Consider the following 13,483-nt stretch of genomic DNA (forward strand, 5'->3'; position numbering starts at 1 on the left):
ACTCAGTCGGCCGATCAGGCGTTTGATATGTAAGAACAAGATTTGAAAAGGAATTTCTGATGAACGATGAGGTGCCATATCTGGATAACCAGACAAGAATTACACTGAACGATGGCCGGGTTATTCCGCAGCTCGGGCTGGGCGTCTGGAAGACGCCCCCTGAAGAAACAGCAACGGTTGTGCGGGAGGCTGTGAAGCTAGGATATCATTCTGTCGATACAGCGCGTCTTTATCGGAACGAAGATGGCGTTGGTGAAGCTCTGGCGGATTATCCTGATGTGTTCGTGACGACGAAGGTCTGGAATGACGAGCAGGGCTACGACAATACGCTGCGTGCCTATGAGGAGAGCTGCCGGCTGCTGCGTCGTCCAGTTCTGGATATGTATCTCATTCACTGGCCGATGCCGGAGCAGGGGCAGTATGTGGAAACATGGAAGGCACTCGTGACCTTGCAAAAGGAGGGGCGCGTGAAGTCCATCGGGGTGTCCAACTTCGAGCCAGACCATCTGTCGCGTATTATGGATGCAACTGGCGTCGCTCCGGCGGTCAACCAGATCGAGCTTCATCCATTTTTCCAGCAGAAGGTGCTTCGTGCCTTTAACGAGCAGCACAATATCCGCACGGAATCATGGCGCCCGCTCGGGAAAGGGCAGGTGCTGGAGAACGCGACGATTGGGGAGGTTGCCCGGAGTGTTGGTCGGACACCCGCTCAGGTCATTATCCGCTGGCACCTTCAGAACGGTCTGATTGTGATCCCGAAATCAGCGAACCCAAAGAGACTGGCTGAAAATCTGGACGTCTTTGACTTCACCCTCACTGAGAGTGACATGGCCGCGATTGAAAAACTTGATCGCGAAGATGGCCGTATGGGCGCGCATCCGATGACTGCCCGTTTCTGAAAAAGAGAGTGTCCAGAGCTTCCCTCGCTTCTGGTGACGGTCAGGGTTCTCCTGTAATGGTGCCGGAACCAAAAATTCCGACGATGGCAGGAGAGTTGTCATGACGACACTGAATGAGCAGGACTTTCGCCGGGCGATGTCCCATTTCGCAACGGGTGTCGCAGTTGTGACCGCCAAGGGAAGCGAAGGCGAACAGGGCGCAACCATCAGCGCCCTGACATCGGTTTCTCTTGATCCGCTCCTGCTTCTGATCTGCCTGCATCGCGGCAGCTCGACTTATAAAGCGATTGCTGAAGCCGGGCGTTTTGGTCTGAGCATCCTGAACAACAGCCACAAGGATGTGGCTATGCTGTTTGCCAGCCGAACGGCGGACAAATTCGGGTCAGACGTTGTAGTGCGAGCTGAAGATGGCACAGCCTTCATCGATGGCGCGCTGGTGCAGATGCATTGCGAACTCGTCGAGACGTTCCAAGGTGGCACGCATGCGTTGTTTATGGCGAAGCCCACGTCCATCACTGTTCGTGATGAAGCCCCATTACTGTACTTCCAGGGTCAGTTGGGAATTGAAGCGTAACCATTCGCCTGCTTTGGTTACAGGGATATGACCTGTAGGTCATGATCTGAAAAAGTGATGGAAATTTCGAAGCTTTTTTCGAAATTCCTCATTTTTCTTTGTTGAGAATAATTATCATTAGTGTTATCTCCGCGCTCGCTTTTCGGAGATTTTGTGATGCGGGTACGGTCGTGTCTTATTCCCTGTGCAACAGTGTTGCTGGGGCTGCCTTCGGGTCTGGTGCTTGCGCAGGAGCCGGAGAAGGAACGTCCGAGGCATTATCAGCACCCTCCTTCTGGACGCGAAAAAGCCGCTGAACATTCCAGGCATGCGGGTCATTCCCCTGAGCTGTCACGGGAAGAGCGTCTGGAAGTGAAGGGCAGTCATGTCGGGTTGCTAGCGGCTGGCGGAAATGCTGCGACCAAGACATCCACGCCACTTGAAGACGTGCCCCAGAACCTGACCGTCATTACGCAGGCCCGCATGACGATGCTGAACGCCCGGAGTATTTCCGAAGCAGTTCGCTATGCGGCCGGTGTTTCCGATTATGGCTCAAAGGATGATCCACGCGGCTATTTCGGAACGATCCGTGGATTTTCACCAGATATTTACCTTGATGGCACACGAACACCTGACGCGACGACGTCTTTTTCCTACAGCATTGAGCCATGGGGCCTTGAGGAAATGGACGTGCTGCGGGGTGCCTCGTCCGCGCTGTATGGGTCGGGACAGCTTGGCGGCATCATCAATGCTGTCAGCAAGCGCCCGCGGTTGAACCAGCAGAATCAGGTGACATTCCAGACCGGGTCTTACAGTCGTGTTCAGGGTGCGGCAGATGTGGGTGGAGCGTTGAACGCCTCCAAGACACTCCTGTGGCGCTTCAACGGATTGATCCGAAAATCCGACACGTATGCCAAGAACATCAAGAACAATGAGATTTATGTGGCGCCTTCCGTCAGCTGGCGTCCGGACAGCAAGACGGATTTTACGATCCTTGCCAGTTATGAGCAGGTCGATGGCGGGTCCACGTCCCAGTTTCTTCCCGCAAACGGAACGCTTTATGCGAGCCCATACGGCTATATTGCGCGCAATTTCCTGAACAGCGATGCAGACTATGATGTTTACTCAAAGCGCCAGGTTTCCATTGGCTACAGCTTCACACGTCATCTGACGCCCAACTGGACCATCAGTCAGAACATGCGTTACGCGCATATTGACGCGTCATACCGATATGTGACGGCTGTTGCCCTGTCTGCGGACCAGAGAACTCTGACGCGTCAGGCTCTTCTGCAATCCTCAAACTACAACAATGTCACGCTGGATACGCGCTCAAACCTGAAGCTCAGGACGGGGCCTGTTCACCACGAGTTACTGGTCGGTGTGGATTTTCGCAGTGACTTTATGGCGTTCCGTCGCGGGCAAAAGACAGCGCCTTCTCTTGATCTGTACAATCCCGTTTACAATCCGATTTCCTGGCCGACCTATGGTACGACCACCAATACAAACGAGACAGAAACACAGACAGGCCTTTACGCGCAGGAACAGGCAGACTGGCATCGCTTTTACCTGACGCTTTCTGGCCGTGAGGATTTCACGCAAAGCCTGACGGTCAATAATCGGACGGGGGAGCAGACCCCTCAGCAGAACAATGCCTTCACCGGGCGTGTTGGGTTGCTTTACAAATCCGCCATCGGTCTGGCGCCGTATGTGTCTTATGCAACGTCTTTTCAGCCTCAGGTTGGAACGACACGTGAGAACACGCCTTTTCTGCCGACACGCGGACGGCAGATCGAAGCTGGCCTGAAATACAAGCCCCCACATGGCACGCCCTGGGGCGAAGATTTCATGTTAACGGCTGACTTCTTCAATCTGGTCGAAAGCAATGTTCTGACGACTGACCCGGCTGATTCGACCTATGACATTCAGACGGGCGAACAGAGAACACGGGGCTTCGAGGCGGAGGGCGTAGGTCGACTTCCTTACAAGATCGATATGCTGACGTCTTTCACCTATCAGGATCCTCGCATCACGAAGACGACCGTCGCGGCCCAGAAAAACCAGCGTCCAGTGGCCATCCCATCTCACATGGCATCCCTGTTCCTGAAGCGTGATTTCCATCTGGCCCGAAACTGGGTGACGGGTCTGGGCGCTGGTGTGCGCTATACGGGCAACACGGCAGGCGCACTGCCTGCGACCTTTACGGTTCCAAGCCAGCTTGTCTGGGATTTGCAGGCGCACATCGATTATCAGCGCTTCGGAATTCAGTTTAACGGCACCAATATTGCAAACCGCCATTACGTCGCCGCATGTACGCGCTCGGTTGCTTGTGCATGGGCGCCAGGGCGGGCAGTCTTCGTCACTCTGTCCTATCGTTGGTGAGCGACCGGTGGTGTTCGAACTCCTTTCTGTAGTCCTGACAAGTCTCGCGGCTGGACTGTTTTACCTGTCTGTACCGTCTCAGTGTCTGCTGCGCCGCTCTCTTTCGTCGCGTGAGAGCTTATTGCCGGGGCTGCTCAGCCTGTTGGCTGCTGTGGGGGTGATGAGCCTGAGAATGCATTTTCTGACCGCACTGCTGATGGTCGGAACCGTGCTGATTCTGGCGTGTATTCTGCTGCCTCTGACACTGGCGATTTTCAGGCCTCAGGGGCGCACATTGTGAGTGGTACGACGCAGCCCAAGCCATTGGATGGCACAGGATGGATCGGGAAGGTGTTGGCCGGACTGATACTCGGCGCCACGCTGGCGATCGGTCTGATGGGCATCCTGGGGCTGGTGTTTCACGCCGATGCTCAGCTTAAAACCGCAGCATCCCAGATTTTGCGCTGGTTTCCCGGGCCTGTCTGGGGGCTCGTGGTGGCATTTTCTTTCCTGTTCCGCTCACCCCGTCAGGCATGGCTGACGCTGGTTCTCGTCAATGCCGGGGTGTGGGTCCTGTTTTTCCTGCTGCATGGTGTCATGGCATGAAGATTCGCGGGGATGTCGTCCGGCTTTACCGGAATGTTCATAGCTGGGTGGGCATTATGGCAGGGCTGTTCCTGTTCATCGCCTTTTACGCAGGCGGCATGACGATGTTTGAATTGCCGCTGGGGAATTGGGCCTCTCGCACAGCTACGTTACCTGTGCCGGTTCCGGCAGATCGCCTGTCCGAGCTGGTGCAGAAGGCCGAGACGGCAGATCCGTCCATGATTGCCAACCATACTGTGGTTTTGCATCCGGATGAGACCAGTCCATCGAGCCTCATGTGGGTTGTCTCATCAGACAGGGACCATGGGCCTGCACGGACAGTGTATGCAGGTCTGGCCGCAGATGGCACACTCGTTACCCAGACGAGAACACCCTCGCAGGTCGGGTATTTCCTCAACATCCTGCATCAAAGAATAGGCCTTCCCTTGAACCGGGAATATGGGCGCCTCATTATGGGGATTGTGGCGCTTTTGTATGCTGTGGCTCTCGTGTCGGGCACGATTGTTCTGCTGCCCTCTCTGGTCCGTAATCTCTTTGCCGTCAGACTGACCGAAAATCTGCGCCGCATGTGGCTCGATTTTCATACATTGCTGGGTGTTTGCTCGCTGCCGTTTCACATCGTGATGGCTGCAACGGCTGCTGGGTTTGCATTTCATCAGCCCATCATGGCGTTGGAGAAAACCCTGTTTCTGCCAGCAGTGTCCGCACATCCGCCTCAGAAAAATCACTCGCACCAGGGTGACCGGCCTCAGGCACTTCTTGAGCCGCTGGCGATTGTCGATGCCTTCCGAAAGCAGGTTCCGGGGCTTGAGCCGGACACGCTGGCCTATTCCAGCCGGGGCGGGAAGCTGTCTTTGCACGTGACGGTACAGGACGCGGCGCAGATCAGCCGGCGACCGGATGGGGGGTATGGCGAGGTCAATCCTTACACAGGGCGCCTGATCTCAACTGATTTTCTGCCTAACCATCAGAAGCCGGCATTCCAGGCCCTCACATTGATCTACGCTCTGCATTTCGGGACTTACGGAGGATGGCTGATCCGATGGGGCTATGCCGTTTTGGGATTTGGTGGAGCATTCCTGTTTTACTCAGGCAATCAGCTCTGGATCTCATCGCGCAGGCGTCGTGACCGCTCGGCTGGTCTGACGGAAGACGGCTTTGGAACGCGCTGCCTCTCGGCTCTGACAACAGGCTGCATGATTGGCTGCATCAGCGGTGTATCCGCAGTTCTTGCTGCCGCGCCTTTTTTACCAGAAGGCGGCCACTACCAGGCAGCCGAGGCCCTGTTTTACGCGGTCTTTTTCATCTGCCTCACTGTCGCTGCGTGTTGGGGCGGAACGAAAAGTCTTCGTCCCCTTCTAACTGCGGCTGGCGTGCTGACCCTGCTGATCCCCCTGACGGACATGACACGATCTCTGACGTCGCGAGAGGTTACGTCCTTGGCTGCGAGTGTGGATGGTGTGGCGCTTGTTTATGGAGTGGTTCTCATTGTGCTGGCCCTCAGGAAGAGCCCGCACAGGGGGGCTGAAATACGCATCCCGGTTACGTCATAAGGGGCGGTAAGCTCCACATTTCCACGGCCGTATCAACGGCCTGAGCGACTGGAAATAGCCGCGAGGGGGCCGCTCCGACATGGCCATGTTGCAGCATGGCCTGTCCATCCAGCTTTGCCCCGATGGCCGGAAAGCGCTCCACATTCGTTTGCGGCATGCGGAACCGGACCCAACGACGTTCTTCATCCACCAGCAGAGCAGTTCCATCTTCAAACGTGGGGCCGTGCGGATCTGAGAGCCGTTCCGCCAGATGAAGTGCCGTACAGGTTTCCCAGCCTGTGCCGATCATCAGCACGTAAGCGCCGCACTGGTTCAGAACCGCGAGAGGCGAAACAACGCCAAACGGGTCCTCAAGAGGCTGGCTGGAGAGGATGTCTGCAGCGCGTGGACCCCGGGCAGTAAAGGACACCTGCGGATGCAGGCTTCGGAGCGTCCCAGGCCACGTGCGGAAGGCCTCGGCAACTGTGCCAACGCCCCGCGTGGAGGTTGTGCGGGGATCGAACGCAGGCATGCTGGCTCGGATCGTGTCCCACCAGGTCTGTGGGACGGGTGGATCACACCATCCGGCGGGATCGCTCAGGTCCGAAGACTGCGCAGGCATGACGATCGTGCCTTCCGGCCCCACAACCTGAAGAAGAGCCTCAATAACACTTCTTGCTCCGCCACAGATCCAGCCAATACGGCTCATGGCCGTATGGACCAGAACCGTCATGCCGGGTTCAAGGCCAATCCGTCTGAAATCAACCGCCAGCCGTGCCTGGGTGACAGGCCCGCGGGCACGGGCAATGGCAGCCGCTTCAGTCATGTCTCAGCCACGGCCCCGATAGCCGGGAACGTCCTGTGAGGGAATCCAGACGCCTGCTGGTGGCTCACCTGTCTGCCAGAAGACATCGATTGGGATGCCGCCGCGGGGGTACCAGTAGGCTCCGATGCGCAGCCATTCCGGATCGAGCAGTTCAACAAGGCGTTCGGCAATCGCAACGGAACAATCCTCGTGGAAAGCGCCGTGGTTGCGGAAGCTGGTCAGGTACAGCTTGAGAGACTTGCTCTCCACGATCCATTTGCTCGGGATGTAATCGATGACGATGTGCGCGAAGTCCGGCTGGCCCGTCACGGGGCAAAGAGATGTGAACTCCGGTGCCGTGAAGCGCACGACGTATTTGCGACCCTGATGAGGGGAGGGGACACGCTCCAGAACGGCTTCTTCCGGGCTGTTTGCAGCGGGCGTGTTACGGCCAAGCTGGCTCAGGGCGTCAGTTCCCGGGGCGGAAGGCCCCGTTGGATGATGGTCGGACATGGTGGATTCTTCTCGCGGAAAGACTGTGTTTTCCAAAGATGTGGACCAGCTTTGCGCCTCACTCAACCCGGCCCCTTTACGAAAAGACTGCGACAGAGTTTGCATATTCGCGGGATTCGGTGCAGAAGACGGCGCAAATTCTCATCTTCGATGCACCGTCTGGAAGACCAAATGGAAATCCGTAACATCGCCATCATCGCGCACGTCGATCATGGCAAAACCACGCTGGTTGACGCGCTCCTCAAGCAGTCCGGCTCTTTCCGCGAGAACCAGCACGTTGCTGATCGCGCGATGGACAGCAATGATCTCGAACGCGAGCGTGGCATCACCATTCTTGCCAAGTGCACATCCGTTGTCTGGAAAGACTCGCGTATCAACATCATTGATACGCCGGGCCATGCTGACTTCGGTGGCGAAGTCGAGCGTATCCTGAGCATGGTGGATGGCGCGATCATCCTTGTTGACGCCGCTGAAGGTGCTCTGCCGCAGACGAAGTTCGTTCTGGGCAAGGCTCTGGCCCGTGGCATCCGCCCGATCGTGGTCGTGAACAAGATCGACCGTAGCGACGCGCGTCCGGACGAAGTGCACGAAGAAATCTTCGATCTGTTCGCATCCCTGGGTGCAGACGAGCATCAGCTCGACTTCCCGATGCTGTACGCTTCCGGCCGTCAGGGCTGGGCTGATCTTGAGCTGGACGGACCGAAGAAGGACCTGTCCCCGCTGTTCGATCTGGTTCTGCGCCACGTCCCGACGCCAAACGTCGACAAGGATGCGCCTTTCGGCATGGTTGCAACCATCCTTGAGAGCGACAACTTCCTTGGCCGTATCCTGACGGGTCGTATCGATCAGGGCCGTGCGAAGGTGAACATGCCGGTTCGCGTGCTGCGTCCGGACGGAACGGTTGTTGAAACCGGCCGCCTGACCAAGCTGCTGTCTTTCCGTGGTCTGGACCGCGTGCCGGTTGATGAAGCCGAAGCTGGTGACATCGTGGCCGTTGCTGGTCTGTCCGAAGCAACGATTCCTGACACGATTGCTGATCCGTCCATCAGCGAGCCGCTGCCGTCCCGCCCGGTTGATCCGCCGACCCTGTCCATGACCTTCCGTATCAACGATGGTCCACTGGGTGGCCGTGAAGGCAAGAAGGTCACGTCCCGTCAGATCCGTGATCGTCTCTTCAAGGAAACCGAAGGCAACGTGGCCATTAAGGTTACGGAAAGCCCGGAAAGCGAAGCTTTTGAAGTTGCCGGTCGTGGTGAACTTCAGCTTGGTGTTCTGATCGAACAGATGCGTCGTGAAGGCTTTGAGCTGACGATCGGTCGTCCGCGCGTTCTCTTCCGTGAAAACGAAGAGACCGGCGATCGTGAAGAGCCGTTCGAAGAAGTTCTGGTCGACGTTGACGAGCCGTATTCTGGTGTTGTCGTCGAGAAGATGTCCCTGCGTAAGGGTGTGATGCAGGACATGCGTCCGTCCGGTGGTGGCAAGGTTCGTCTGACGTTCCTGATCCCGTCCCGTGGCCTGATCGGCTACCACGGTGAGTTCCTGACCGACACGCGCGGCACAGGCCTCATGAACCGTCTGTTCCATGGTTATCTGCCATATGTCGGCACGATCGAAGGCCGTCGTAACGGCTCGTTGATCTCCGCTGAAGATGGTCAGACAACGCAGTACGCGCTGTTCGCCCTTCAGGATCGTGGCACGATGTTCGTGGACGCTGGCGAGAAGATTTACACAGGTATGATCCTGGGTGAGCACTCCCGCGAGAACGATCTGGACATCAATGCGGTCCGTGAAAAGAAGCTGACCAACATGCGTGCGTCCGGCAAGGACGAAGCCCTGCTTCTGACGCCGCCGCGCCGTATGAGCCTTGAGCAGGCCATTGCCTACATTGAAGACGATGAGCTGGTTGAAGTGACGCCGTCCGCCATTCGTATCCGTAAGCGTTATCTGGATCCGAACGAGCGTAAGCGCGCTTCCAAGAGCCGCGAAAGCTGATCTTTCCCATAAGGGAATAGATTTCGAAGAACGCGCACCGGGTTTCCGGTGCGCGTTTTTTTTATGGCTGAGAGTCGAGAGGCAAGAAATCAGGAAGTCCTCGACGGGACTTTGGCGGAATTGAGGCGTATTTACGAAGAGGAACCTCTATCCCCCTGAAATTTCATAAAGTTAATGCACGACGAAGACGCGCACTGGTGCTAATTTCAACGCATGGCCACTTCGAATTTTCTGAAATGTGGTCCGTTTTTCAGTTCTCTGGAGCTTCGTTCTCAGATGCGCCTTTTCAATCGTTCCCTAATCGCCGCCGTTTCTGCTCTGGCCCTGACAGCTGCTCCGGCTTTCGCTGATCCAGTGTCTGCTCCGGTCGAAGCAACGCCTGCTCCGACGGCTCCTGCCGCGCCAGCAGAACCGGCTGCGCCTGCCGCCGCTCCGGAAGCAGCATCCACGGATGCCGCAACGTCTGACAAGACGAGCACCACGAAGAAGCATCATCACAAGAAGCACCACCACAAGAAGCACAAGAAGGCTGCCGCTGCTGCCTCCACGACGGATGAAGCAGCACCGTCCAACTAATGGCGGCTTACCCGGTTTTACCGGGTGGTAAGTAGAGGAAAGCGGGATCGGCGCAGGCTGGTCCCGCTTTTTTTGTTTTTACTGTACGGTTACCCCAAGCTTGTTGCGTTCAAGATTATCGTCCCGCCAATTTTCCGGATTTGGATTTCATGACTTCTTATCTTCTGTCCTGGCATGGAACACTGCTTGCCAGCAGGGAAGCCTGCCTCTGCACAGCATCCTTTGCAGACGTCTTGCTAAAAGTGGTCACACCAGTTCTGGTAGAGGACGGCTATGAAGTGACACCTGCCCGGTCTGGGCTCGTGCTTCGCGAACTGCCTGACACAACACGACCTTTGTGTGTTCTGAGGATGGGGACAGAGTTTCTCTCCAGCCGAAATTCCATGGATCTGGACTGGACGGGGCATCACATGGACTGGGAGAGCTTTCTTCCAATCCGGGCATCTCTCATTCCTGTCCTTCATGCTCTGCTGTCGCGCAGATGGTCTATGGGGAAAGGGTCTTTGCACCTCCCATATATTCGTGAATTTTCTCTCGTAATTGGGGAGCAGGCATGGCCTCTCGAAACTCTGATGGCCACGAGAGAAGATGATATCGTTCTCTTGGAAACTGAAGGCGAAGAGACCGTCTGGATCTTGGAATCTTGCCCGCCCAAAGTCTTATCTCAACTGTTGAGTGCCCTGTCTGAGAGTCTCATGGGTGCTGATTCAACGTCCGAAACTGAATGGCTGAACAGGCAAATTCTCAAAGTTTCCGTCGCTCCGCATGAAATCATTCATATTCTGTATCTGGCGTTGATGTGCGCAGAGCAGGGGCGATTGGATTTTGCCCAGGAATTTTTGAAATGTGCCCGACTGTATGATGAACGTCCTGATCTCATCTACTTTCAGGCCATTCTGTCGGAGCGGATGGGAGATCATGCTGCCGCGACAGCGCACCTGTCTCAGGCGCTTGCACAGCAGTTCCCTGATCCGAGCATAATTAGGCAATTTGGGTATCTTGAGACCAGAATGGCAGAGGGAGAGAACATGCTTCTTCTTCTCCCAGAACTGATGCAACAGGTTTCAGGAAGTGGCTTCGATCCTCTTTTTGACTCCCTGATGCTCCCCCAGAAGTTGGCCATAACAAATAATCAGGATGTGGTGCAGGCCTACAGTCTGATATTTGAGCAGTCCTGTTTCAGTAAAGGTCGAGACCGTGGCCTGGCGCTTTTGCGGCATGAGCAGACATGTAATGGCATCCGTTACTGGAGCGAGATTTGTTTGGGGCATGACGCATGGCTGTCCGGGGATCGAGCTGCCGCAGACAAGCATTATAGCGGGGCCAAGACCCAAGCCATCGAAACCGGGATCATGCCAATTCACTATAATTGCGGTGTGTTTTCGTGGCTGCCTGAAAATGAAGTTGCAGGCCTTGAAGACAAAGTCGTGGAAGACCGTCTTGGAACATCGGGGTGGACTTGGAAGTCCAGTGTTCTTCCGGGACAGGAGGACGTTCAGCCAGAGCTTTGTCTGGTTTTCGGATGTGATACTGGATACTTCCAATTCATTCCCAAGCTAGTGCTGTCTTTGCTGAAAGTGTGCATGGCCCGACCGAAGGGTGGCCGCATCAGGCTCTGTCTGGGTATCGATAGCCCGACGAATGAACAGTTGGACTGGTTGGAAGAGATAGTCAGTGCCTTGTCAGTGCATGATTATGGGCTTGATTTCACCTTCGCGCATGGCCCGCTGACCTACCGTGACGGTGCAACCTATACGGCTATTCGATACCTGATTTTTCCGGAAATTGCCGAGCGCTGGAGCTGTCCGGTCATTACCGCAGACTGCGACGGCTATTTTCCGTCAGACTTTTTGACACTCTGGGAAGAGATGAAAGCCACGGCAGATTATGGCTTCCGCCTTTATGCATACGATAAGGCCGGGCATCAGTTTTTTGGAGAGCCGTGGGGTTTGGGGGCTGGCATCTCCTACTTTGGGAATGCGGATAAAGTGCCCGACATCGCCCGTTTTCTGCATAATTATCTTCAAATTGCCTACAATCCGGATAATCCGACCAACTGGTGTATCGACCAATGCGCTTTAGTGCAGGCTTACAGGCAGTTTGTAGCACCAGATTGGGAGACGTTGCGTATTCGCTTCATGGATGACGGAACGCCGTTGATGGTGATGCCCCATCATGTTGGTGGTAAGCAGGAGCTGCTTGAGCACGAAGGCACAGTGTCCGCAGAGGACGTTCAGGCTTTTCTGTCCGCTTGAGCGGAAGAGTATGGCTAAAAACTGATTTTGGCAGATCACGTCAGATCGGTCTGCCAGAGAAACAATGCTGCTATCAGCTTTATAAAGCCGATAGCAGCATTGTTTTACAGATAACGGTCGAGAGAGAGATCCAGTGACGGGATGGCCGTCTGTCGGCCGGAGATCTGGTCTGCAACGATCTGGCCGGAGCCCGCTGCCATGGTCCAGCCAAGCGTGCCGTGACCGGTGTTAAGCCATAGATTGCCGTAGCGCGGAGCTGGCCCGACGATGGGTGTGCCATCTGGCGTGCAGGGACGCAGGCCGGTCCAGTAACGTGCAGCAGAGAGGTCGCCGCCGCCGTACATCTCGTTGAAGGATAGTTCCAGCGTTTCACGACGGTCCGGGCTCAGGCGCAGGCTGAAGCCAGTCAGTTCGGCTGTTCCGCCGATGCGGATGCGATCCCCGAGGCGCGTGATGGCAACCTTGTAGGTTTCATCATTCACCGTGGATACCGGCGCACGGCTCTCATCTGTGATTGGCATGGTCAGGGAGTATCCCTTGACCGGATAGATCGGCAGACGCAGCTCCAGCGGCTTCATCAGGCGCGGGGAGTAGCTGCCAAGAGCTAGCACATACGCATCTGCTGTCAGGCGGCCAGCGCTGGTACGAATGCTCACGATGGATTTGTCAGCCGCTTCGATGGCTTCAATCGTGGTGCCAAGACGGAACTTCACACCCTTCTGTTCGGCCATAGCAGCGAGGCGACGTGTGAAGAGATGAGCATCACCTGTCTGATCGCCCGGAAGGCGCAAGCCACCACGCAGACGATGGCGTGCATGGGCCAGACCCGGCTCATGAGCAATGATTTCATCGACGTTCAGAAGCTGATGATCCACGCCACTTTCTGCCAGAAGACGCATGTCCTCGGCAGCGTGTTCGACCTGGGCATCCGTCCGGAAAAGCTGGATCAGACCCTTTTGGTCACCGTCATACGTGATGCCGGTTTCGTCGCGCAGGGCGTCGATTTTATCGCGGGCATACTCCGCAATCCGAAGCATACGGCTCTTGTTAATGTCGTATGCTTTTTCCGAACAGTTCGCGAGCAGCTCGCCCATGAAGCGGAACATGGCCGTATCGAAGCGCGGGCGGATGATCAGCGGGCTGTGTTTGCTGGTCATCCATTTGGCGACTTTGAACGGCAGACCCGGCATGGCCCATGGTGTCGAGTAACCAGGGGAGACCTGACCGGCGTTGGCGAAGGACGTTTCAAGCCCTACGCCAGGCTGCCGGTCAATAACCTCAACTTCATGACCTTCCTGAGCAAGATACCAGGCGGTTGTCACGCCGATGACGCCGGCGCCCATGACGATGATTTTCATGACAGTTCTGCTGCTTTCCGATTGGTAGAAAACCGT

Annotated in this window: 12 protein-coding genes; 9 read left to right on the forward strand and 3 right to left on the reverse strand. The window is 56.1% G+C overall.

Annotated features, from left to right (window positions below; genetic code table 11):
* Positions 1–59 precede the first annotated feature (59 nt).
* From KP707_RS00175 to KP707_RS00200, 6 genes are all read left to right on the forward strand, one after another.
* A complete protein-coding gene (locus KP707_RS00175; protein WP_211501768.1) occupies positions 60–899 on the forward strand; it encodes an aldo/keto reductase in 840 nt (279 codons plus the stop codon).
* Between the two features lie 100 nt (positions 900–999).
* Positions 1,000–1,473, forward strand: coding sequence for a flavin reductase family protein (locus KP707_RS00180; RefSeq protein WP_046900185.1), 474 nt, complete (start codon positions 1,000–1,002; stop codon positions 1,471–1,473).
* Positions 1,474–1,629: 156 nt separating this feature from the next.
* The gene (locus KP707_RS00185) at positions 1,630–3,831 is read left to right on the forward strand and encodes a TonB-dependent siderophore receptor (protein ID WP_211506893.1); all 2,202 of its coding nucleotides are present in this window, start codon (positions 1,630–1,632) and stop codon (positions 3,829–3,831) included.
* Between the two features lie 7 nt (positions 3,832–3,838).
* Positions 3,839–4,111 carry a hypothetical protein gene (locus KP707_RS00190; protein WP_346343905.1) on the forward strand — a complete coding sequence of 91 codons (273 nt, stop codon included), beginning with the start codon at positions 3,839–3,841 and terminating at the stop codon, positions 4,109–4,111.
* Positions 4,108–4,416: a hypothetical protein gene (locus KP707_RS00195; protein ID WP_338085291.1), complete on the forward strand. Its 309-nt coding sequence runs from the start codon at positions 4,108–4,110 to the stop codon at positions 4,414–4,416. Before KP707_RS00190 ends, KP707_RS00195 begins: the two co-directional genes overlap by 4 nt.
* Positions 4,413–5,969, forward strand: coding sequence for a PepSY domain-containing protein (locus tag KP707_RS00200; RefSeq protein WP_211501769.1), 1,557 nt, complete (start codon positions 4,413–4,415; stop codon positions 5,967–5,969). The genes KP707_RS00195 and KP707_RS00200 overlap by 4 nt, the downstream gene beginning before the upstream one ends.
* On the opposite strand, the gene KP707_RS00205 is transcribed toward KP707_RS00200, so the two are convergent.
* Positions 5,959–6,774 (reverse strand): aminoglycoside N(3)-acetyltransferase, encoded by an 816-nt coding sequence (locus tag KP707_RS00205; protein ID WP_211501770.1) that lies wholly within the window; start codon positions 6,772–6,774, stop codon positions 5,959–5,961. The genes KP707_RS00200 and KP707_RS00205 overlap by 11 nt on opposite strands.
* Positions 6,775–6,777: 3 nt before the next feature.
* Entirely contained in the window at positions 6,778–7,266 is a 489-nt protein-coding gene (gene queF / locus KP707_RS00210) for a preQ(1) synthase (protein ID WP_046900909.1), read from the reverse strand.
* 171 nt (positions 7,267–7,437) lie between these two features.
* Here queF and typA point away from each other — a divergent pair, with 171 nt between their 5' ends.
* From typA to KP707_RS00225, 3 genes are all read left to right on the forward strand, one after another.
* A complete protein-coding gene (typA, locus tag KP707_RS00215) occupies positions 7,438–9,258 on the forward strand; it encodes a translational GTPase TypA (protein ID WP_086634249.1) in 1,821 nt (606 codons plus the stop codon).
* Between the two features lie 276 nt (positions 9,259–9,534).
* Positions 9,535–9,834 (forward strand): hypothetical protein, encoded by a 300-nt coding sequence (locus KP707_RS00220; protein ID WP_046900907.1) that lies wholly within the window; start codon positions 9,535–9,537, stop codon positions 9,832–9,834.
* 149 nt (positions 9,835–9,983) lie between these two features.
* Positions 9,984–12,089: a type IV pilus biogenesis/stability protein PilW gene (locus KP707_RS00225; RefSeq protein ID WP_211501772.1), complete on the forward strand. Its 2,106-nt coding sequence runs from the start codon at positions 9,984–9,986 to the stop codon at positions 12,087–12,089.
* A 104-nt stretch (positions 12,090–12,193) separates the two neighbouring features.
* Here the strand turns inward: KP707_RS00225 and KP707_RS00230 are convergent, their stop codons facing one another.
* Positions 12,194–13,447 carry a D-amino acid dehydrogenase gene (locus tag KP707_RS00230; RefSeq protein WP_046900180.1) on the reverse strand — a complete coding sequence of 418 codons (1,254 nt, stop codon included), beginning with the start codon at positions 13,445–13,447 and terminating at the stop codon, positions 12,194–12,196.
* Positions 13,448–13,483: the final 36 nt, after the last annotated feature.

It is taken from the genome of Gluconobacter sp. P5E10 (assembly GCF_018812145.1).
GTDB classification, from domain to species: domain Bacteria; phylum Pseudomonadota; class Alphaproteobacteria; order Acetobacterales; family Acetobacteraceae; genus Gluconobacter; species Gluconobacter cerinus.